Source organism: Mesorhizobium sp. B2-2-4, from assembly GCF_006442375.1.
Classification (GTDB): Bacteria; Pseudomonadota; Alphaproteobacteria; order Rhizobiales; family Rhizobiaceae; genus Mesorhizobium.
In genome coordinates this window covers 110847-132574 of sequence record NZ_VFWB01000008.1, presented here as the reverse complement: position 1 = coordinate 132574, position 21728 = coordinate 110847, and the positions used below count along the sequence as shown (strand labels likewise).

The 21728-nt window shown below is 63.2% G+C and carries 21 protein-coding genes; 11 read left to right on the top strand and 10 right to left on the bottom strand.

The genetic code is table 11. From position 1 onward, the window contains the following. Nucleotides 1-9: 9 nt before the first annotated feature. The gene (locus FJ959_RS21325) at nucleotides 10-1980 is read right to left on the bottom strand and encodes an EAL domain-containing protein (protein ID WP_140632126.1); all 1971 of its coding nucleotides are present in this window, start codon (nucleotides 1978-1980) and stop codon (nucleotides 10-12) included. A 321-nt stretch (nucleotides 1981-2301) separates the two neighbouring features. Here FJ959_RS21325 and FJ959_RS21320 point away from each other — a divergent pair, with 321 nt between their 5' ends. The 5 genes from FJ959_RS21320 to FJ959_RS21300 all read left to right on the top strand — a co-directional run bounded on the left by FJ959_RS21320 (nucleotide 2302) and on the right by FJ959_RS21300 (nucleotide 7339). Beyond that, nucleotides 2302-3336, top strand: coding sequence for a class I SAM-dependent methyltransferase (locus FJ959_RS21320; protein ID WP_140631826.1), 1035 nt, complete (start codon nucleotides 2302-2304; stop codon nucleotides 3334-3336). Nucleotides 3337-3715: 379 nt separating this feature from the next. Beyond that, a complete protein-coding gene (locus FJ959_RS21315; protein WP_140496025.1) occupies nucleotides 3716-4354 on the top strand; it encodes a 50S ribosomal protein L25/general stress protein Ctc in 639 nt (212 codons plus the stop codon). A gap of 23 nt (nucleotides 4355-4377) precedes the next feature. Continuing rightward, nucleotides 4378-5091 (top strand): aminoacyl-tRNA hydrolase, encoded by a 714-nt coding sequence (gene pth, locus FJ959_RS21310; protein WP_140631825.1) that lies wholly within the window; start codon nucleotides 4378-4380, stop codon nucleotides 5089-5091. 95 nt (nucleotides 5092-5186) lie between these two features. Next, nucleotides 5187-6290, top strand: a complete 1104-nt coding sequence (gene ychF / locus FJ959_RS21305; protein WP_140524909.1) for a redox-regulated ATPase YchF — start codon at nucleotides 5187-5189, stop codon at nucleotides 6288-6290. A 143-nt stretch (nucleotides 6291-6433) separates the two neighbouring features. Further along, nucleotides 6434-7339 (top strand): EamA family transporter, encoded by a 906-nt coding sequence (locus tag FJ959_RS21300; RefSeq protein WP_140582143.1) that lies wholly within the window; start codon nucleotides 6434-6436, stop codon nucleotides 7337-7339. 25 nt (nucleotides 7340-7364) lie between these two features. Here FJ959_RS21300 and guaD read toward each other — a convergent pair whose 3' ends face one another. Continuing rightward, nucleotides 7365-8729 (bottom strand): guanine deaminase, encoded by a 1365-nt coding sequence (gene guaD / locus FJ959_RS21295; protein WP_140631824.1) that lies wholly within the window; start codon nucleotides 8727-8729, stop codon nucleotides 7365-7367. A 135-nt stretch (nucleotides 8730-8864) separates the two neighbouring features. Here guaD and FJ959_RS21290 point away from each other — a divergent pair, with 135 nt between their 5' ends. The 4 genes from FJ959_RS21290 (at nucleotide 8865) to FJ959_RS21275 (ending at nucleotide 12494) form a co-directional block, all read left to right on the top strand. Beyond that, complete coding sequence (locus tag FJ959_RS21290; protein WP_140516904.1) at nucleotides 8865-10199, top strand: solute carrier family 23 protein; 1335 nt, start codon at nucleotides 8865-8867, stop codon at nucleotides 10197-10199. Nucleotides 10200-10466: 267 nt separating this feature from the next. Further along, a complete protein-coding gene (gene corA, locus FJ959_RS21285) occupies nucleotides 10467-11441 on the top strand; it encodes a magnesium/cobalt transporter CorA (protein ID WP_140631822.1) in 975 nt (324 codons plus the stop codon). 124 nt (nucleotides 11442-11565) lie between these two features. Continuing rightward, nucleotides 11566-12036, top strand: coding sequence for a MaoC family dehydratase (locus FJ959_RS21280; RefSeq protein ID WP_140631820.1), 471 nt, complete (start codon nucleotides 11566-11568; stop codon nucleotides 12034-12036). Continuing rightward, nucleotides 12033-12494: a MaoC family dehydratase gene (locus FJ959_RS21275; protein WP_140631818.1), complete on the top strand. Its 462-nt coding sequence runs from the start codon at nucleotides 12033-12035 to the stop codon at nucleotides 12492-12494. Before FJ959_RS21280 ends, FJ959_RS21275 begins: the two co-directional genes overlap by 4 nt. Before the next feature lie 44 nt (nucleotides 12495-12538). Here FJ959_RS21275 and FJ959_RS21270 read toward each other — a convergent pair whose 3' ends face one another. The 5 genes from FJ959_RS21270 to petA form a co-directional block, all read right to left on the bottom strand. Beyond that, nucleotides 12539-13084 carry an adenine phosphoribosyltransferase gene (locus tag FJ959_RS21270; RefSeq protein ID WP_140496033.1) on the bottom strand — a complete coding sequence of 182 codons (546 nt, stop codon included), beginning with the start codon at nucleotides 13082-13084 and terminating at the stop codon, nucleotides 12539-12541. Between the two features lie 192 nt (nucleotides 13085-13276). Beyond that, complete coding sequence (locus FJ959_RS21265; RefSeq protein ID WP_140631816.1) at nucleotides 13277-14422, bottom strand: alpha-hydroxy acid oxidase; 1146 nt, start codon at nucleotides 14420-14422, stop codon at nucleotides 13277-13279. 185 nt (nucleotides 14423-14607) lie between these two features. Beyond that, the gene (locus FJ959_RS21260) at nucleotides 14608-15480 is read right to left on the bottom strand and encodes a cytochrome c1 (RefSeq protein WP_140496034.1); all 873 of its coding nucleotides are present in this window, start codon (nucleotides 15478-15480) and stop codon (nucleotides 14608-14610) included. 27 nt (nucleotides 15481-15507) lie between these two features. Beyond that, nucleotides 15508-16809, bottom strand: a complete 1302-nt coding sequence (locus FJ959_RS21255) for a cytochrome b N-terminal domain-containing protein (RefSeq protein WP_140496035.1) — start codon at nucleotides 16807-16809, stop codon at nucleotides 15508-15510. Between the two features lie 16 nt (nucleotides 16810-16825). Next, entirely contained in the window at nucleotides 16826-17386 is a 561-nt protein-coding gene (gene petA, locus FJ959_RS21250; protein ID WP_140496036.1) for a ubiquinol-cytochrome c reductase iron-sulfur subunit, read from the bottom strand. A gap of 312 nt (nucleotides 17387-17698) precedes the next feature. On the opposite strand from petA, the gene FJ959_RS21245 reads away from it, so the two are divergent. Together FJ959_RS21245 and FJ959_RS21240 are read left to right on the top strand one after the other, a co-directional pair. After that, complete coding sequence (locus tag FJ959_RS21245; protein ID WP_140631815.1) at nucleotides 17699-18043, top strand: cupin domain-containing protein; 345 nt, start codon at nucleotides 17699-17701, stop codon at nucleotides 18041-18043. A gap of 146 nt (nucleotides 18044-18189) precedes the next feature. Continuing rightward, nucleotides 18190-19074, top strand: a complete 885-nt coding sequence (locus FJ959_RS21240; RefSeq protein ID WP_140631813.1) for an alpha/beta hydrolase — start codon at nucleotides 18190-18192, stop codon at nucleotides 19072-19074. Here the strand turns inward: FJ959_RS21240 and FJ959_RS21235 are convergent. The 3 genes from FJ959_RS21235 to FJ959_RS21225 are packed head-to-tail and all read right to left on the bottom strand — an operon-like array spanning nucleotide 19055 to nucleotide 21724. Beyond that, complete coding sequence (locus FJ959_RS21235; protein WP_140631811.1) at nucleotides 19055-19366, bottom strand: DUF6665 family protein; 312 nt, start codon at nucleotides 19364-19366, stop codon at nucleotides 19055-19057. The genes FJ959_RS21240 and FJ959_RS21235 overlap by 20 nt on opposite strands. 2 nt (nucleotides 19367-19368) lie before the next feature. Further along, on the bottom strand, nucleotides 19369-19836 hold the full coding sequence (locus FJ959_RS21230) for a GNAT family N-acetyltransferase (protein ID WP_140561394.1): 468 nt from the start codon (nucleotides 19834-19836) through the stop codon (nucleotides 19369-19371). Between the two features lie 4 nt (nucleotides 19837-19840). After that, entirely contained in the window at nucleotides 19841-21724 is a 1884-nt protein-coding gene (locus tag FJ959_RS21225) for an ABC transporter ATP-binding protein (protein ID WP_140624168.1), read from the bottom strand. Nucleotides 21725-21728: the final 4 nt, after the last annotated feature.

The following is a 21728-nucleotide window of genomic DNA, read 5'->3' as shown; positions in this document are numbered from 1 at the left end:
CAAGCCTGATCAGGCGGATTTCAGCACGGTGAATGGGCGCTTGACGGTCCGCTTGGCCTGGAAACTCCCGGCCGGAGCGGGACGGCCGACATGAAAACCCTGGACCTTGTCGATGCCGAATTCGCGCATGAGAGCCATCTGCTCGTCCGTTTCCACCCCTTCGACCAGGATTTTGTGGCCGCGGTTTCGGACCAGGGCGACAATGTCCTGGAGCATTGCCTTGCCGTTCGGGGTGGCGCAGTCGTGAAGGAAGGAGCGGTCGATCTTCACCGTATCGAAATCGATCAGGCGAAGCCACGAGAGGCCAGCGAAGCCGGTGCCGAAATCATCAAGCCAGATCTTGATCCCCAGCAGCTTCAGGTCGCTGATGCAGCGAAGAATGTCCGAATGCATCTCCATCTCCAGCCCCTCGGTGATCTCGAAGGCCAGCCTGTTGCCGGTTACGCCGGTCTCGCCCAGGATGGTCGCGACCGACGCCGCGAAGCCGGGCGTCTTGAGCTGGATCGGAGAGACGTTGACGCTGACCACGCGCACATGATCGTGCGCCAGGAGCTCGGCGCACACAGTCCTGATGGCCCAGCGCCCGAGTTCCAGGATGGCGCCGGTTCGCTCCGCTACAGGGATGAACAGGCTCGGCGGAACCGATGTGCCGTCCAGCATTTTGAGGCGCATCAGGGCCTCCACCGCTTCAACCCGGTCCGTCGCGACATCCTGGATCGGTTGATAGACGAGTGAAACGAGATCCTGGCCGATCGCGATCTTCAGCAAAGCCGCAATGTTCTCGCTCTCGTCGCTGCTCTGGGGATCGGTTGGGTCGAACAGCCGGGCACAGTTTCGACCGCCTGCCTTTGCCAGATAGAGTGCGCGATCGGCCTCGTGGATGATCTTCTCCAGCTTGGCACCGGTCTGCGTCCTGGTGAATGCGGCGCCAACGCTTACCGTCACAACCGAGATACCGTCGCGCCGCAGTTCGTGGGTAAGCGCCAGGTTCTCGACGGTGCGGCAGATGGCTTCCGCGATATCTATGATCTGATCCTTGTTCTCCATGCGGGCCAGGACGATGAATTCTTCACCGCCGTAGCGGCCGATCGAGCCATTGTATTCCCTGATCATATCCCGGAGGGCATTGGCGACATGGATAAGGCAACGGTCGCCTTCCTGGTGGCCGTAGCAGTCATTGAACTTCTTGAAGAAGTCCACGTCGATGAGCATCGCCACGAAACTGGTGCCGACCCTTTGCCACTCCCCCCAGTAGTCCCTGAGCTTCTCGTCGATCGCCCGTCGATTCTCCAGACCCGTAAGCGGATCGGTCCGCGACAGCCGCAGCAGGGCCTTGCCGCGTTCGGTGGCTTCCCTGTGCTGGATTTTGGCTTCCAGCGCGTTCAGGAAGACGTTGTAACGCTCCTCGTTCAGCTTCCAGTTCACATAGGACGTGAATGTGAAACACGAAACGTAGAAGGCGCCAAATACCATCTTGTATGTTACCGTGGCAGGCACAAAGTAATTCACGGCATACAAGACACACATGATGATGGTTGATGTCACGATCGATAGATTGAAACTGAATGTAAAGAATAGATTTGCACTCATCATGAAAATGGTGCCGAATACCATATAGTAGGCGACGCTTTCCTTGTCCGCGCTCATAAAGGCCGGGAACAACCAGCCGATGTAGCCGAAAATGATGGCCCCGGCGCAAGTCACGTCGAGCCATTCCGTGGCCACTCCCCGGCGAAGTTGCGCCTCCAGGATCGACAGCGCGGTCACGCCGACGGCGAAGCGCGCCATGATCGTATAGGCCGCCACGTCCGGGATCAGCAGCAGATCCGTTGCCGAAAACAGGAGATAGATGGCCACGGCGATCCAAAGCCCAGGCCGGGCTTCCAGTCTTCGCTTCGCCTGGGCTTCCCTCCGGTAAAGGACGCGGAGCTCGTCGGACCCCGGCTCGTAGCGGGCTTCGTACGGCTCTACATGCGCCATGTCGGCCAGTCTGGATGACACGCGTTCGCTCTCGACAAATCCTGGTTGAAGGGGATTTTGCGTTCCAAGTTCTTTTTTGGCTTCTGCCCCCACGCGGGCCAACTCCCTGGACGCGACGGCGACTGCGCACCTCACACGACAATGCAACGGCGCGAAACAAATTTCGGTTAATTCGGGCCGGGAATCCAATGCGGCGGGTTTTAACGCGCGAACATGGTTGGCGGGAAATTAAGCATACCGTTAAAATGCGTTCGGGACGACATTGGCAAATCGAGCATTGTACGCAATAAGTTAACTGACTGTTAACTATGGAGTGCTCGAGTGCAAAGTGTCTTTGATGGCAAAAGCCTGATTACTGCCGAGATGATTGCCGGCAGTTTTCCTCGAAGAAAGCCCGAGCATCACGGCGAGGCGTTCGAAACCGCCCGCGCGGAACTCGCGCTCATTCTCCACGCGACACACCAGCAGGTCGAGGAAGAGAAAGACCCTGCCGAGATCGTTCGTCGCCTGCTGTCCTATCTCAACGCCCTGCGGGCCAAGATTCACCCCGACGTTTGGCAGTCGTTGATACCGGTGGCGCAGAACCATCCGATCCTTGACTACTTTCTCCAGGACCCGCTCACCCGGTGGTCATTCACCAAGCCCAGGGGCTATTCCGGCGACGCGCAGTTGCTTGACTACATCTATTGTGATCCGCACGTGGCCGAAAGCGTGGCGAGCGCCTCGGACACAGGGAAGGCACTCTACAGCCATACCAAGGACGTACCGTCCTGCGTGGCGGCGCGGGAACGGCGCGATCTCTTGACCCGGTATGTCGACGAGACGGCGGACAAGAGCGGACCGCAAGCCGAGGTCCTGGCGATCGCCGCCGGTCATTTGCGCGAGGCCAATCGTTCGACCGCCTTGGCTGAGGGCCGCCTCAAGCGTTGGGTTGCGCTCGATCAGGATCCCCAGAGCGTTGGATTGATCGCGCGCGACTTCCAGGGCACCGCGGTCGAGGCCGTCGACGGCTCGGTGCGGACCGTGCTCACCAGGGGCCACAAGCTGGGCAAGTTCGACCTCATCTACGCCTCCGGCCTTTACGACTACCTCCAGCACAACGTCGCCGTGAAACTCACGAAGACTTGCCTGCAGATGCTGAAGCCGAACGGCAGGTTCCTTTTTGCCAACTACGCCGAGGGCAATCCCGACGCCGGCTATAGGGAAACGTTCATGGACTGGGTGTTGCTGCTGCGCTCCGAGGCCGACATGTGGAACATCATCAATGCCAGCGTCGACCGCAACACCGTCGAGGCGCAGGTGTTCTTTGGCGAAAACCGCAACGTGCTGTATGGCGTCATCGAAAAGCGCGGATAGGGCAATTCCAGGAAAAATGTGCAGCGGTTTTCCCGGAGAAAGTGCGTAGCGCCTTCCCGGGCAATTGCCTAAGACAAAGAACTGGAGCGGGTCGGCGATCCTGTCGACGCTGAACCGCTCCAGTGACAACCTTGGACCGGCGCCGGCGTGAAGCCTCGAGCGCTTTCGGCCGGGCGAGGCGTCCCGTCCCGGACCATTGCCTTTGGATGACTGCCTTTGGCTTGCACCTCCGGCCGCCTTCCGCTATAGAGCCGCCACCCGCGTAGACACCCTTGGAGGCAACGCGGCGGAAGGCCGCCTCACCCGGCGGCTTTCGACGTTTACGGTCCAGGCCCATTGCCAACCGCAAACGCTCCAGAACAACGCGAAAGGAAGTGCCATGAGCCACGATACTTACGAGCTCAAGGCCGAAGCGCGCGAACAGGTCGGTAAGGGGTCCGCCCGTGCAGTTCGCCGCAACGGTAAAGTGCCTGCAGTAATTTACGGTGACAAGCAGCCTCCCCTGGCCATCGCTCTCACCTACAAGGACATCTACTACAAGATCCACGGCGGCGGGTTCCTGACCACGATCGCCACGATCGATGTCGACGGCAAGAAGATCCAGGTCCTGCCGAAGGACTTCCAGCTCGACCCGGTCAAGGATTTCCCTGTCCATGTCGACTTCCTGCGCATCGGCAAGGACACCGAGGTCAATGTCGACGTGCCTGTCCACTTCATCAACGAGGACAAGTCGCCCGGCATCAAGCGCGGCGGCGTGCTCAACATCGTGCGTCACGAGGTCGAGTTCCACTGCCCGGCCAATGCGATCCCGGAATTCATTACCGTCGATCTCACCGGCGCCGACATTGGCGATTCGATCCATATCTCGTCGGTCAAGCTGCCGGCCGGCGTCAAGCCCGTCATCTCCGACCGCGACTTCACCATCGCGACCGTCGCCGGTTCATCGGCGATGAAGCCGGAGACGGAAGAGACGGTCGAGGCTGCACCTGAGGCGGCTCCCGCCGCCGAAGAGAAGTAACTTTTTCACGCCCGGAGCTGACGATGCCGCTTGTCTTTGCAGGCCTCGGCAATCCGGGCGCGAAATACATGAACAACCGGCACAATGTCGGCTTCATGGCGGTGGACGCGATCGCCCGCCGCCACTCCTTTTCGCCCTGGTCTAAGAAATTCCAGGGCCTGATCGCCGAGGGCACGCTCGGCGGCGAAAAGATCATCCTGATCAAGCCGCAGACCTTCATGAACCTGTCCGGCCAGTCGGTCGGCGAAGCGCTGCGCTTCTACAAGCTCGGCCCCGGGGCGTTGACCGTCTTCTACGACGAGATCGACCTTGCCGAAGGTAAGCTGCGCATCAAGACCGGCGGCGGCGCCGGCGGCCACAACGGCATCCGCTCGATCGACGGCCATGTCGGCAACGCGTATCGGCGTGTGCGCATCGGTGTCGGCCATCCCGGCGTCAAGGAGATGGTGCAGCATCATGTACTCGGCGATTTCGGCAAGACCGACCGCGACTGGCTGGACCCGCTGCTCGACACGGTCGCCGACAACGCGGCGATGATCGTCAAGGGCGACGAATCCGGCTTCATGAACAAGGCCGCCCTCGCCGTTCAGGGCAAGGCCGGCGTGGAACCGGAAAAGCCGGCGCCCAAGCAGCAAAGCCACATCCGCCAGGCACGGCCGCAACAGGCGCCCGCCAAGCTGCCGGAGAGCGGCCCGATGGCCGCCATGCTGAAGAAGCTGTTCGGCAACAAGGACTGAGCTCGGGTCCATACGGCGTTACAGGGCTTGACGTTCATCACCCCTATCGCCCATAGCCCTCACCAAATCTCAAATTCCCGATAGGACCGGACAAAATGGGTTTCAAATGCGGCATCGTTGGCTTGCCCAATGTCGGCAAGTCGACGCTTTTCAACGCGCTGACGAGGACGGCCGCCGCGCAGGCCGCCAACTACCCGTTCTGCACCATCGAACCGAACACCGGCGAGGTGGCGGTGCCCGATCCGCGTCTGCAGAAGATCGCCGCGATCGGCAAGTCGAAGGAGATCATCCCAACCCGCATCTCCTTTGTCGACATCGCCGGCCTGGTGCGCGGCGCCTCGAAGGGCGAAGGCCTGGGCAACCAGTTCCTCGCCAACATCCGCGAGGTCGATGCCATCGTGCATGTGCTGCGCTGCTTCGAGGATGACGACATCACCCATGTCGAGGGCCGCATCGACCCGGTCGCCGACGCCGAGACGGTCGAGACCGAACTGATGCTCGCCGACCTCGAGAGCCTCGAACGCCGCATCGCGCAATTCCGCAAGCGCGCGTCCGGCAAGGACAAGGAAGCCTTGACCGTGCTGCCGATGATGGAGGCAGCGCTTGAGCTTCTGCAGGCCGGCAAGCCGACCCGCATCCTGCTCGACGGCATCTCGGCGGAAGACCTGCGCATCCTGCAGGGCTTGAACCTTCTGACCTCGCATCCCGTGCTCTACGTCTGCAACGTCGCCGAGGCGGATGCTGCCACCGGCAACGAGCACACCAGGGCCGTGGAGCAGATGGCCGCCGCGCAGGGCGCCCGCACCGTCGTTATTTCGGCCGCGATCGAAGCCGAGGTTGCGCAGCTCTCCGACGAGGAAGAGATGGAATTCCTGTCCTCGCTCGGCCTCGACGAGCCCGGCCTGAACAAGGTGATCCGCGCCGGCTACGAATTGTTGCAGCTCATCACCTATTTCACCGTCGGGCCGAAGGAGACGCGCGCCTGGACTGTGCACAAGGGCGCCAAGGCGCCGCAGGCCGCCGGCGTCATCCACACCGATTTCGAGCGCGGCTTCATCCGCGCCCAGACCATCGCCTACAATGATTTCGTCACGCTGGGCGGCGAAGTAGCGGCCAAGGAAGCCGGCAAGGCGCGCGACGAAGGCAAGGAGTATGTCGTCCAGGACGGCGACATCATGCTGTTCAAGTTCAACACGTGATCCTTCGGTCATCTCCGCAGGGACCACAGGCCGGACTGTGAACAGACCAAGCCGGGTCGCATTCCCGACAGGGTAAGGCCGTGCACGGGCTGCCCTCGCTAGGCCTTTCCGCTATTGGCTCAGTGAACGCGGAAGGGGACCATATGAAAAGGACCATCCCGACCCTGATCGGCTTCTCGGCCATTCTGACCTGGTCGTTCCTCGCGCTGCTGTCGACCGCCGCAGGGCCGATCCCGCCCTTTCAATTGGCGGCAATGACGTTTCTGCTGGGAGGCTCAGTCGGGGCGGCCAGCTGGATTGTCCGCCCGTCGGCGCTCAAGTCGCTACGGCAGCCATGGCAGGTCTGGGCAATCGGCACGGCAGGGCTGTGCATCTATCACTGCGCGTACTTTTTCGCCATCCAGTCCGCCCCGCCCGTCGAGGTGAGCCTGATCGCCTATCTCTGGCCATTGCTGATCGTCGTCTTCGCCGCCTTCCTGCCGGGAGAGCGGCTGAGGTCTCACCACATAGCCGGTGTGATGCTCGGCCTGGCGGGTGCCATCGTCGTCATCACCAAGGGCAGCAGCGTGGGGCTTGCTGACGGCGTGAAGCCGGGCCACGTCATTGCCCTGTTCTGCGCCTTCGTCTGGTCCGGTTATTCCGTCCTGTCGCGCCGTTTCGGCCAGGTGCCGACCGATGTGGTGGCGGTGTACTGCCTGATCACCGCGGCCGTGGCCTTCACTCTCCATCTCGCGCTCGAGATCACTGTCTGGCCGCAGACGATGACGCAATGGAGCGCTATCGTCATTCTAGGCATGATACCGCTCGGCGCCGGCTTCTACGCATGGGACCATGGCTGCAAGCGTGGAGACATCATGATCCTGGGCGCGCTTTCCTATGCCGCGCCGCTGTTCTCGGTGATCGTGCTGCTGCTGGCCGGGTTCGGCGTCTTCCACTGGTCTGTTGCGCTCGCTTGCGTCCTGATCACGGTCGGCGCGGTGATCGCCGCCAAGGACGTGTTGCTGAAGTCGCAAAAACAACCTCTTACCGAGGAACCATCGCGCGCATAGGGCCCGATCTGAGACTGCGACGTGGCTACTGCCCCACCACCGCCCGTCCACTCACCCAGACAGCAGCGATGTTGGCGCGTGCCGCGTTGAGCACGATCTTCTGGAAGACATCGTCGAGCGTGTCGTCCGCCATGCTGACATGAATGTTCGAGGCCTTCGCCGTCGTGTCGATCAGCAGCGCGTCGAATTCATGGCCGACGCGAAAGCTGCCCGTCGGCAGGTCGAGCGCTTCGGCACCGCCGGCGGTGGCCAGCCAGAACGCCTCCTGATGCGTGATCGGCGCGCCGGGCGCGCCGCGCTGCGCTGCGTCCAGGCCGGCATGGACACCGCTCTGCAGCGTCCTCGAGGCTGACAGCGCATGCCGGCAGCCGTCGAAGAGCGACGGGCTGTAGCCGCCGGAAATGTCCGTCCCGAGCCCGACATGCATGTGCCGGTCAAGCGCGTCGCGCAGCGGAAACACCGCATTGGCGAAATAGAAATTGGAAAGCGGGCAATGCGCGACGCCAGCCCCCTTCCCCTTGATGAGGTCCATATCCTGCCCGTCGATGAAGTTTGAATGCGCCAGAATGGTGCGGCGCGTCAGCAGGCCGAAATCGTCCAGGCTAGCCGCGTCGGTGCGGCCGAAGCGCGTCTCGACGAATTTTTTCGCCCAATCGCTCTCTGAGCAATGTGTCTGCACGTGGCAGCCGAACTCGGAAGCGAGTTCGCCCAGGCCTTGCAGCGCCGCATCCGTGCAGCTTGGGATGAAGCGCGGCGTGATCACCGGCCGGACCAGCGGCCTTTCGCCCGAAGCCATCGCCCTCACCGCCTCGATGAACCGCCTGGTGTCCGACACCGCGCTTGCCGCGTCGGCATCGCGATAGAAAGACGGGCACTGCTCGGGATCGTCCATCGCCACCTTGCCGACCAAAGCGCGCTGGCCCTTTTCGAGGCATATCTCGGCAAGCGCCAAGCTGGCCTCGACATGGACGGTGGCAAAATAGAGCGCCGTGGTGGTGCCGTTGGCGAGAAGATTGTCGACCAGGTCGGCATAGACCTCGCGGGCGTAGCCGGTGTCGGCATAGCGCGCCTCGAGCGGAAACGTATATTTTTGCAGCCAGACCTCGAGCGGCACGTCCAGTGCCTTGCCCATTTGGGGCCCTTGCGGCGCGTGGATGTGCAGGTCGATCAGGCCGGGCAGCAGGAACTGGCCTTCGCCGAGCTCCACTAGGCTGCCCGCCTGGCGGGCATCGCTCTTCCTCGCCGCGTATTCGGGATGGCCGGGTGCGAGAATCTCCGCGATCCGTCCCTGTGCATCGATGCTGAACAGATGGTCCTTCAGCACCTCCAGCCGGCCGCGCTCCGGCGTGTGGAAGGCGGTGCCAAGCAGCGTGAAGGCCTCTCTTGTCATGGATCGCTCCGGTTGCGCTGGCGCGTGTGGCCGTTATTGCATGGCGCGCAAGAAAACAGTTGGCAAACCTTTGCGCCGCTGTCCTTTGGCACCGACTGATCCCATGATCGGCCGGGAAATTCCAGAGGGGACATCATGGAACGCACTGCACCGGAAATCACTTTGATTGCTCAGCCGGACGATCCGCTGCCACTGGGCAAGGCCGCCCTGCTCGGCCTCCAGCACGTGCTGGCGATGGATGTTTACATCGTGCCGTTCATCATCGCATCGGTCCTGGCCTTCAGCGCGGGCGATGCCGGCGCCTTCATCCAGTCGGCTTTCGTCGCGGCGGGCATCGCCACCCTGATCCAGTCGCAGCTTCTGATGCGCCTGCCGGTGGTGCAGGGGCCGTCCTTTGTGCCGATCGGCGCGGTGCTGGCTATCGCCTTCGGCGCCGGCGGCGGCATTGCCGGTCTTTCCGCGGTGATCGGAGCGCTCATTCCCGGCGCCATACTGGTCATGCTGCTCGGTTCGCCCACGGGAATCTTCCATCGCTTGGTGGACCGCTTTGTTCCGCCCATCGTCGGCGGCGCCATCATCATCGTCGTCGGTATCGCGCTGATGCCGGTCGCACTCCGCGAAAGCGTGTTCGCAGTCCACGGCACGGCCACCGTCGGCGGCAATATCATCCTTGCCTTTGTTGCGGCGGCGGTGCTCGTCGGCTGCATGCTGACCGGCATGGCACTCGGCGCAAAGGGCGCCTGGCTGCGCCTGCTCTCCGTAATCATCGCACTTGTGGCCGGCTGCGTGGCCGCCGCCTCCATGAGCCAACTCAACATGGGAGCGGTCTCCGAGGCGACCTGGTTTTCGATGCCGCGCATCGCCTTCCTCAATCTTGACGTGACGTTCTCGCTCTCGGCGACGCTCACGATGCTCATCGTCTATATCGTGGTCCTCGCCGAAACCACCGGCACCTGGTTCGCGGTCGGCGCCGTCATCGACAAGCCCCTGTCGAACGAACAGCTCGACAGGGGCGCCACCGGCGAAGGCCTCGGCTGCCTGGTCAGCGCACTGCTTTGCAGCACGCCGGTCACCGGCTATTCGTCGAATGCCGGCATCATCGCCATCACCGGCATCGCCAGCCGCGCCGCTTTCGCCGCGGCAGGCATCTTCCTGGTCCTGTTCGGACTGATCGGCAAACTGTCGGCGGTGATCGCCTCGATCCCGGGCCCGGTCATCGGCGGCGTGTTCGGCGTGCTCTGCGTCGTCATCGCCATGAACGGGTTCCGCGTCGTGCGCGGCACGCCGCTGACGGAAAGGAACATGCTGGTCGTCGGCCTGCCGATCCTGATGGCCCTGTTTGCTACGCTTGCGCCGCCGGATTTCGTCAAGACGCTTCCCGATATCGTGCAGTACATTCTGGGCTCGTCCATCGCCTTTGGCGCCGTCTGGGCCATCGTGCTGCACCAGATCCTGCCGAGCGCCCGATAGGGGATTCGCAGGCCGGCCCCCGCGGGTCCGGCCAGCTCTCCACGATAAGCCCGAAGCGCGGTCGATGACCCGACCCGTCGAAGCTTTCATGCTGCCGGCTGCTCGACGAATTTTCTGAGCGCCCCTGGTGTCGGCCCCAAGTCCGGCTTGTCTTGATTTTGTCATGCCGCAAGTCTAAGCGGCGGGCACAGGCTCGGCGCACGAAGGCTAGTGCGATCCGATACGACGCAGCAATCCGAACGCGCTTTCCGGCAGGGAGATCTGGCGATGATCAAGGCTTTCGTCGTGGACAATGATCGCCTGCGTCTCACGGACGATCTCCTGGCCAATGGCGACAAGGTCGTCTGGGCCGATCTCTTCAATCCGACCAAGGACGAAGAGGCAACAATCGAGAATTGGCTCGGCATCGCCGTTCCGACCCGCGAGGAGATGGAGGAGATCGAGATTTCCAGCCGCCTCTATATCGAGGACGGCGCCTACTTCATGACCGCCACCTTGCCCGCCCAGACCGACGTCGACGATCCCCTGATCTCGCCGGTCACCTTCGCGCTCGCCGGCAACAGGCTGGTCACCGTGCGCTATCACGAACCGAAAGCGTTCAAGACCTTCCCTTTGCGCGCCGAGAAGGTGGCGACCGGCTGCACCAGCGGCGACACCATCCTGATCGGCCTGCTGGAAGCGATCGTCGACCGGCTCGCCGACATCCTCGAGCGCGCCGGCCGCGACGTCGAAGCGATCTCGCGCGACATTTTCGAGGCGCGATCGACCAAGGTGTCGAAGCGCAACCGTGATTTCCAGGAGCTCTTGAAGGGCATCGGCCGCAAGGAGGACATCGCTTCCTCCGTGCGCGACAGCCTGATCTCCTTGCAGCGGCTGGCCGGCTTCCTCGCCCATGTCGCGACCCAGGCCAAGATGAGCAAGGACGTCCGCGCCCGCATCAAGACCTTGTCGCGCGACGTGCTTTCTCTTGCCGACCACGCCACCTTCCTGTCGCAGAAGATCTCCTTCCTGCTCGACGCCACGCTCGGCATGATCTCTATCGAGCAGAACGCCATCATCAAGATCTTCTCGGTCGCCGCCGTCATCTTCCTGCCGCCAACGCTGGTCGCCTCGATCTACGGCATGAATTTCGACGTCATCCCCGAGCTCAAATGGGAGCTCGGCTATCCGTTCGCGATCGCCATGATGGTTCTGTCGGCGATCCTGCCCTTCTGGTATTTCCGCCGCCGCGGCTGGTTATGATCGCAACGGCCGGCCGGGCGCCCGCGGCTGGCTCACCAGAAAGGGCTTGACCAAACGCCGTCCGGCCTGCATCCGGGTTTGCCGATCCATGTGGATCGCGCGTTCTGCAACCGGATTCCACGCCATGACTGGAAAGACATGGGCCTATGAGGACTTCGTCGAAGGAGCCTCGTTCGACCTCGGCACCAAACAGGTGAGCGCGGCCGAGATCATCGAGTTCGCCAGCGAATTCGATGCCCAGCCGATGCATCTTGAGGAGGAGGCCGGCAAGGCAAGCATCCTGGGCGGCCTCTCGGCCTCGGGCTGGCATACCTGCGCCATGTTCATGCGCATGCTGTGCGATGCCTTCCTGCTGGACTCGACCTGCCAGGGCGCGCCCGGCGTCGATCAGGTCAAATGGAAGAAGCCGGTGCTGGCCGGCGACACGCTCAAGGGCAGCCTCGTCGTCCTCGCCAAGCGCCCTTCGAAATCGAAGCCGCAGCTCGGCTTTGTGACCATGCGCAGCGAACTGGTCAACCAGCGCGGCGAAAGCGTGTTTGAGCTCGAGAATTCCGTCATGTTCCTGACGCGCAATGCCGTAGGGAGCCTTGCATGACGCTGGACGAATTTTTCCGCGTCGGCACCATTGTCACGCTGGGCTCGCATACGTTCGAAGCCGAGGCGATCAAGGCCTTCGCCCGCAAATACGACCCCCAGGTCTTCCACATCGATGAGGATGCCGCGAAGAAGAGCGTGCTGGGCGGGCTGTGTGCGTCCGGCTGGCATACCGCCGCCACCTGGATGAAGCTCAACCTCGAAACCCGCATGGACGCCGAGTGGACCGGCCCTGGCCCGACGCCCGAATTCGGCCCCTCGCCTGGCTTCAAGAACCTGAAATGGCTGAAGCCGGTCTATGCCGGGCAGACCGTGACCTTCACCCGCACCGCCCTTTCCCACCGCCCGATCGCCTCACGTCCGGGCTGGCGGGTGCTGACCTTGCGCTCGGAAGCCTTCGATTCGACCGGCGACAAGGTACTGGAGTTCGAGAGCGCCGTGCTGGTCAAGGTGGAGTAGGCGCCTCTTCCTTCTCCCCAGGGGGAGAAGGAAGAACTGTTCTCTCAATGCCCCTCGAACCCGATCAGCGTCCGCACCGGCACGCCGAGCGCTTCCAGCTTGGCGCGGCCGCCGAGATCCGGCAGGTCGATGACGAAGCAGGCGGCAAGGATATCGGCGCCGATCTGGCGCAGGAGATTCACCGCCGCCTCCGCCGTGCCGCCGGTGGCGATCAGATCGTCGACCAGGATCACTTTCTCGCCCGGCGACACGCCGTCCTTGTGCATCTCCATCTCGTCCAGCCCGTATTCCAGGCTGTAGGCGACGCGCACTGTCTCATAAGGCAGCTTGCCTTTCTTGCGGATCGGCACGAAACCGGCGGAGAGCTGATGGGCGACGGCGCCGCCGAGGATGAAGCCGCGCGCTTCGATGCCGGCGATCTTGTCGATCTTCTCGCCGGCATAGGGATGCACCAGCTCATCGATGGCGCGGCGGAAAGCGCGCGCGTTGCCAAGCAGCGTGGTGATGTCGCGGAACAATATGCCGGGCTTGGGATAGTCCGGAATGGTGCGGATGGCCGCCAGCAGCGTGTCTTCGAGCGAAGGTTTCATGAGGCGGCTCCGGGTGGTCCAGTTTCGGCGGAAAGGCGTGAAATGGCGCAGCGCCAAATCCTAACCCGGCGCGACCGACAACGGCTAGCGCGATGTGGCGGCCGAGACAAGCGCATCCGGCGAAAGGAGCATATAGGTCCAAGGGCTTGCCTCTGCCTGCGCTGCGATCTTTCGCATCGAAGCAATGGCCATCTACCGAAAACGCAAATTCCGGCGGGTCAACTGTTCGATCGAGCTGCACCCCATCAGCTTCATGCCGCGTTCGATCTCGATGCGCATCTGTTCGAGCGCCCGTTCGACGCCAGGCTGGCCCGCCGCCGCCAGCGGAAACAGATAGTAGCGTCCGACGCCGACGGCCTTGGCGCCGAGCGACAGCGCCTTGAGCACATGCGTGCCGCGCTGCACGCCGCCATCCATGATGACGTCGATCTGGTCGCCGACCGCATCGACGATCTCGGCGAGCTGGTCGAAAGCCGCGCGCGAACCGTCCAGCTGTCGGCCGCCATGGTTCGACAGCACGATGCCCTTGCAGCCGATCTCGACGGCGCGCCTGGCATCCTCCACCGACATGACGCCCTTGAGGCAGAACGGTCCCGGCCAAAGCCTCACCATCTCGGCGACGTCGTCCCACGTCATCGACGGATCGAGCATTTCGGTGAAGTAGCGGCTGATCGACATCGTGCCGCCGCCCATGTCGACATGCTCGTCCAGTTGCGGCAGCTTGAACGCCTCATGCGTGAAATAGTTGATCGCCCAGGCAGGCTTCATCGCGAACTGCGCCATTCCCGCCATGTTGAGCTTGAAGGGAATCGCAAAACCGGTGCGCTTGTCACGCTCGCGGTTCCCCCCGGTGATGCTGTCGACGGTCAGCATCATCACTTCGACGCCGATCTCCCGTGCCCGCTGCATCATCGCCCGGTTGAGGCCGCGATCGCGATGGAAGTAGAACTGATAGACCTGCGGGCCGCTGCTGATTTTTCGCACTTCCTCAAGGCTGACCGTGCCGAGCGAGGAAACGCCGAACATGGTGCCGTATTTTGCAGCGGCCCTGGCGACCGCCCGTTCGCCGTGATGGTGGAACAGCCGCTGGAGAGCGGTCGGCGAACAGTAGAACGGCATCGCCAGCTTCTGGCCCATGACGGTCACCGACATGTCGACCTCGCTCACCCCGCGCAGCACGTTGGGAACGAGATCGCAGGTTTCGAAGCTCTCGGTGTTGCGGCGATAGGTGACCTCGTCGTCCGCCGCGCCGTCGATGTAGTTGAAGATCGGCCCCGGCAGCCGCCGCTGCGCCATGCGGCGGAAATCGGAGAAGTTGTGGCAGTCGCTGAGCCGCATCATGGAACCCCAAACGCCCTATAGGCGGCAAAGCCTCGCCGCCGTCGGGGCGTCGAATAGCAATCGCCTGCCGCGCTGCCAACCGGCTTGTTCGACAACAAAGCGATCACCTCACGCGCCAGCCTCTTCGGCAAGCAAAAAGGGCGCTTCGCGGGCGCCCTTTCTTCAATCTCCGGCCGCGCGGCTTAGTGCGCGACTGCTTCCCAAACCTTGCGCTTGGTCATGTAGACCAGTGCGCCGAACAGGAGCAGGAACACCAGCACCCGGAAGCCGGTTTTCTTGCGGGCTTCCATATGCGGTTCAGCCGCCCACGCCAGGAAAGCGGCGACGTCGCGGGAGTACTGGTCGACGGTCTGCGGCGCGCCGTCGTCATAAGTCACCTGGCCGTCGGAAAGCGGCTTGGGCATCTTCAGCGACACGCCGGACATGAAGTACGGATTGTAGTGCGTGCCTTCCGGGATGACCATTCCAGCCGGAGGCGTCTGGTCGTAGCCGGTCAGCAGCGAGTGGATGTAGTCAGGGCCGCCGGCATCATACTGGGTGAAGATGTCGAAGACGAACTGCGGAAAGCCGCGCTCCACGCCCCGCGCCTTGGCCAGCAGCGACATGTCGGGCGGGGCTGCGCCGCCATTCGAGGCTGCCGCGGCTTCCTCATTGGCGAACGGCGCCGGGAAATGGTCCGACGGCTTGCCGGGACGGTCGAACATGTCGCCGGCGTCGTTGGGGCCGTCATGGATGGTGTACTCGGCCGCCAGCGTCTTGATCTGTGCGTCGGAATAGCCGAGGTCCGAAAGCGTGCGGAATGCCACCAGGTTCATCGAATGGCAGGCCGAGCAGACTTCCTTGTAGACCTTGAGGCCGCGCTGCAGCTGCGCCTTGTCGTAGGTGCCGAACGGGCCGGTGAAGCTCCAGTCCATTTCCTTCGGTTCGTTGATCGGGAAATGCGTCGGCGCCGCCGCGTTATGCGCCTCTTCGGCCGCGATCGCCCAGGTGCCCGTGGCCCCAAGGCCGGCGGCCACAAGGCCGATCAGCGCAAGCGAGGTGAGAATCTTTTTCATGCCAAATCCCCTTAGATTCTCTACCGCTCAGCCCTTGGTCTCAGGTGCGGCCGTGGCGCCCGCCGGATGCCCGCTGCCGCCCTTGTTCTTCTCGAGCACCGCCTCGGTGATCGAGTTCGGCAGCCTGCGTGGCGTCTCGATCAGGCCGAGCACCGGCATGATGATCAGGAAGAAGGCGAAGTAGAACAGCGTCGCCATCTGCGCCATGAACACGTAGCTGCCTTCCGCCGGCTGCGAGCCCAGCCAGCCAAGCAGGATGGCATCGGCCACGAACAGCCAGAAGAACAGCTTGTACCAGGGCCGGTAGACCGCCGAGCGCACCTTGGAGGTGTCTAGCCACGGCACCAGGAACAGCATGGCGATGGCGCCGAACATGCACAGCACGCCGCCGAGCTTGGAGTTGATCGGCCCGATGTTGAAGGTAATGGCGCGCAGGATCGCGTAGAACGGCAGGAAGTACCATTCCGGAACGATGTGGGCCGGCGTCTTCAGCGGGTTGGCGACCGTGTAGTTGTCGGGGTGGCCGAGATAGTTCGGCAGGTAGAAGACGAAATAGGCGAAGAAGAACAGGAACACGATCATGCCGAACGCGTCCTTGATGGTCGCGTAAGGGGTGAAGGCGACGGTGTCGGTCTTCGACTTCACCTCGATGCCGGTCGGGTTCGACTGGCCCACGACATGCAGCGCCCAGATGTGCAGCACGACCACGCCGGCGATCATGAACGGCAGCAGGTAATGCAGCGCGAAGAAGCGATTGAGGGTCGGATTGTCGACCGCGAAACCGCCGAGCAAAAGCTGCTGGATCCAGTCGCCGACCAGTGGAATGGCGCTGAAGAAGCCGGTGATGACGGTGGCGCCCCAGAAACTCATCTGGCCCCACGGCAGCACGTAGCCCATGAAGCCGGTCGCCATCATCAGGAGGTAGATGATGCAGCCGAGGATCCACAGCAGCTCGCGCGGCGCCTTGTAGGAGCCGTAATAGAGGCCGCGGAAGATATGGATGTAGACCGCGACGAAGAAGAACGACGCGCCGTTGGCATGCATGTAGCGCAGCAGCCAGCCGGAATTCACGTCGCGCATGATCTTTTCGACCGAATCGAAAGCCAGATTGGTGTCGGACGTGTAGTGCATGGCCAGCACGATGCCGGTCAGGATCTGCGCCACCAGCATGATCGACAGGATGCCGCCGAAGGTCCAGGCATAGTTGAGGTTGCGCGGCACCGGATAGGCCACGAAGCTGTCATAGATCAGCCGCGGCAGAGGCATGCGCGCATCGAACCAGCGCTCGATACCGGTCTTGGGCGTATAGGTCGAGTGTCCCTCGCTCATCGAAATATCCCCTGCCTCAACCGATAAGGATCTTGGTATCGGAAATGAACTTGAATACCGGCACAGCCATGTTCTCGGGCGCCGGGCCTTTGCGGATGCGGCCGGCGGTGTCGTATTGCGAACCGTGGCAAGGGCAGAACCAGCCGCCGAAATCGCCTTCCTGGCCCAGCGGAATGCAGCCCAGATGCGTGCAGACCTGAACCATCACCATCCAGGCTTCCTTGCCGGGCGTGGTGCGGTTGGCGTCGGTCGCCGGCGCGTCGGCCGGCAGGTTGGCGTTGCGGGCGATCGGATCCTTGAGATCGGCGAGATTGACGGCCTCGCCGTCCTTCATCTCCTTTTCGGTGCGGTTGCGCACCACCACCGGCTTGCCGCGCCACTTGACGATCAGCGACATGCCCGGCGTCAGCGAGGAGACGTCGACCTCGACCGAGGCGAGCGCCAGCGTCGAGGCATCGGGGCGCATCTGGTCGATGAACGGCCACGCGACGGCGCCCGCGCCGACCACGGCGGCCATGCCGGTGGCGACGTAGAGAAAATCTCGACGGTTGGGATCCTGGGTGTCGGTTGCGCTCACGGGTGCCTGATCCTTTCGCCTCTTCCGTGCCGGTGGGCGAGCCTTGTTCCCCGCTCATTCACGCCAACCCGACAGCGCATGGCGAACAGGCTAGCGAATTCCTCCGGCATTTGGACTTCGGTTTATGCGTGAAGCCCGTTTTTGTCCAGACGGGTGAAGGCACAAGGGCAGATTGTCGCGGGGACGAAATCCGGCACCGCGCGACAAGGCGGCGGATGACCGTGAAACACCGCCAAACAGCCGGGAAACAGTAGCGAATCCGGGGGCCACCTTCGCCTCGACACCTGGCTCCGGGGGGTCTATCCTGCCCCTATGTCGCATGTCATAGACCGCGAGGAATGGGCTGTTCGCCCCGACCGCTGGAAGGGCGAGTTGCAATGTGCCCCCTACGGTTCCAACTCCTGCCTGATCTTCAACTACCTGCCGGAGACCGGCGGCGGACCGCGCCTGCATTCCCATCCCTACGCCGAGATCTTTATCATCCGCCAGGGCATCGGCCTGTTCACGGTCGGCGGTGAGGAGATCGAGGCCTCCGCCGGCCAGATCGTCATCGTGCCGCCCGGCACGCCGCACAAATTCACCAATCTCGGCCCCGGCCCGCTGGAGACGACCGACATCCACGAGAACGGCACTTTCATTACCCAGTGGCTGGAGTGATCCAGGACCAGGTGATTCCTGGAAAAGCGCAATTCCTGGAAAAGTATGAAACGGTTTCCGTCCGCAAACGGGTCAAACAATCCAGCCCTGTCGGTCTTCCGATCGCCGCCTAGATCTATGGCATAGGCAGCCGGCAGGGTCAGGACATGCAAACCTCGAACATCGAAATCGAAGGGCTTAGCATAGCGATCCGCGAGGCGGGCCCGGCTGAAGCGCCTGCATTCCTGCTGCTGCACGGCTGGCCGCAAAGCTCCTATGCGTTCGAAGGGGTGATCGGCCGGCTGGCTGCCGAGTACCGTGTCGTCGCACCTGACCTGCCCTGCATCGGCGGCTCGCAAGGCATGCCTGAGGCCGGCGACAAGAGAACTCTGGCGAGGCTGATGAGAGGCGTTGCCGAGGCCTGCGGGCTGCGGCACCTCTTGGCGGCCGGTCATGATGTCGGCGGCCAGATCGTGTTCGCCCTGCTGCGTGATCATCCGGAGATCCTTTCCGGCGCGGCGATCATGGATGTCGCTGTTCCAGGTGTCGCGCCATGGGAAGAGGTCATTCGCAATCCGCGGATCTGGCACTTTGCCTTCCATGCCGTCCCGGCGCTACCGGAAACGCTGGTGAGCGGCCACCAAAGCACCTATTTCGACTTCTTCTTCAATGTGCTTTCGAAGGATCGGGCATCGATTCCGGCGCAGGCCAGGGAAATCTATGCGAGAGCCTATTCCCGGCCTGAAAGCCTCCAGGCCGGTTTCGATTGGTATCGCGCCTTCCCCGAAGATGCCAAAGCCAATGCTGCACGGCCCGCGACGCCTACAGCGATTCCGGTGCTGTATCTCAGGGGCTCGGCCGAGTCCGGCGATGTCGGCGACTATGTCGAGGGCCTCAGGGCCGCCGGGCTTTCGAATATCGAGGGCGACATCATTGCCGACAGCGGGCACTTCATCGCCGATGAGAACCCGGAGGCGCTCGCCGCCCGCCTGGCGAGATTCCACAGAGAGATCGGTGCAGCAAGCGCCAGCCTTACATCGCGCCAAGCCTGACCAGCACGGCCTTCGGGATGTTGTATTCGCGGATGACGGCATCGTGCTTCCGAAGGCCGCACAGTTCGCGCTGGATGAAGTAGCCATGCACCGCCACCGCCGCCTCCTTGAGCAGCCGGGGACGCAACTGCTCGTCGCCATTGTTGCGCAGCCGGGCCAGCGTTTCTTCGACGCGTTCTCCGGCGCGGCCGAGTGCCGCCGCCTTCTCGGCAAGGACTTCATGGCCGAGCGCGTCGAAGGCGGCTTCGGCGGCCGAGGCGCTGGTCAGACGGGACGGCGGGCGCAGGGACATTTTCAACCTCCTTTCTCGAAGATCATCCGGTGCGTGACGAATTCTTCGCCCGCCACCGGCGCGAAGCCAAGCCGCTCATAGAAGCCGAAGGCTTCCTGCGGCGCACGGGTGTTGAGCACGGCGAAATAGCGGCGTGCCCTGTCGACAACGGTCTCGACCAGCATGCGGCCAAGGCCCGTGCGCCGATGGCGCGCGCCGACGAACAAATGCCGGACCCGGCCATGGTCCCTGCCCTCGAAATAGGGATCGATGTTCAGCCCGCACACGCCGGCGAGTTCGACGCCGTGCCATGCTCCGAACAGTGCCTCCCCCTGTTTCAGGAACTTGTTGCGGCCGCCTGCCCAGCCGTCGCGGAGCCGCACCAGCATCCAGTAGCCTTCCCGCCGGCTCTCTTCCATCAGCGCATCGAAGGCCGGTGTCGTCGGCCGCAGCCGTTTCAGCAGATAGTCGGTCTCATGCGTCGCGCCCATGCCGCTACTCCGCCGGCCGCGTCTCTTCCAGCACGGCTTCCTCGTGATAGAGGAAGCCGCCGGACTGACGCTTCCACAGCCGCGCGTAGAGCCCGTCGAGCGCCACCAGTTCGTCATGCGTGCCTTGTTCGACAATGCGGCCGCCGTCGAGCACGACGAGGCGGTCAAGCGCGGCGATCGTCGACAGCCGGTGGGCGATGGCTATGACCGTCTTGCCTTCCATCAGCCGCGTCAGGTTTTCCTGGATCGCCGCCTCGATGTCGGAATCAAGTGCCGAGGTCGCCTCGTCCAATATCAGGATCGGCGCATCCTTGAGGAAGACACGCGCGATCGCCACGCGCTGGCGCTGGCCGCCCGACAGTTTGACGCCGCGCTCGCCGACATAGGCCTCGTAGCCCTGTCGGTCGCGATTGTCGCGCAAGGTCAGGATGAAATCATGCGCCTCGGCTTTCCTGGCCGCCGCGATCACCTGCGCGTCGGTGGCGTTGGGCATGCCGAGTTTGATATTGTCGCGCAGCGAACGGTGGAAAAGTGCTGTGTCCTGACTGACGACGCCGATATTGGCGCGCAGCGAATTTTGCGTCACCTGCGAGACATCCTGGCCGTCGATGGCGATCTTTCCGCCTTCGAGTTCGTACAGCCGCAGGATAAGGTTGGCGAGCGTGGTCTTGCCGGCGCCGGACGGCCCGACCAGCCCGACCTTCTCGCCCGGCCGCACCACGAGATCGATGCCGTTGAGCACGCCGAACCCCTTGCCGTAGTGGAACTCGACATTCTTCACCTCGATGCGCCCGCCGGCCACGACCAGTTCCCGGGCGTCGGGTGCGTCGACCAGACCGAGCGGCTGCGAGATCAGCGCCTTGGAATTCTCCAGCACGCCGAGATTGCGCAGGATGCTGTTGAGCTGCATCATCAGCCGGCCAAGCAGCATGTTGAGCCGCAGCACCAGCGATAGCGTGAAGGCGACCGCCCCGACGGTGATCGAGCCCTCGACCCAGAGATAGACGGCAAAGCAGCCGATCGCCGTGATCATGATGCCCGACAGCGTCGTCAGCGCCATGCGCACGCCGGTCAGCCGGCGCGTGAACGGGCGCAACGCGTCGAGATAGATGTCGAAGCCGCTCCTGATGTAGCGGTCGTCGCCATCGGCGGAGAACAGTTTCAGCGTCTGTACGTTGGAGTAGGAATCGACGATGCGGCCGGTGATCATCGACCCCGCCTCGGCGGTCGCCTCGGCATGTTTGCGGATTGCCGGCAGATAGAGCCTGGCCAGCCAGGCGAAGGCCGCGATCCAGATCACCACCAGCACTGCGAGCCTGATATCGAGCCCCGCGACCAGCGCCAGCGTCGTCACCGTATAGACGATCATGAACCAGACGACCTCGATGAAGCTTTCCATCAGGTCGCCGGTCGCTTGCCCGGCCTGCCAGACTTTTGTCGCGATGCGGCCGGCGAAATCGTTCTGGAAGAAGGAGTAGGACTGGCGCGACACGTGCCGGTGCGCCTGCCAACGCACCAGATTGTAGAAGCCGGGCGTGATCGTCTGCTCGTCGACCAGGGCCGACAGGCCGACGACGATGGTGCGGACGACCAGCACCACGACGATCATGAACACAAGTTCCGGCCCGGCGGCCGTCCACAGCGCATGCCAGCTGCGTTCGCCGGGAAGCTGGTCGAGGATGTCGACCAGCCGCCCGACAAAGTAGAACAGCCCGGCCTCGACCAGCGGCGCGATGCCGCCGATGACCAGCATGGCAAAGAAGGCGAACTTGGCCTGGCCGACATAGTGCCAGAGAAAGCCGGCGACGCCGGACGGCGGCCGAAGATTCGTGGGCTCCCTGAACGGATAGACCCAGTTCTCGAACCAGCGATAGACGGCTGTCATCATGCGG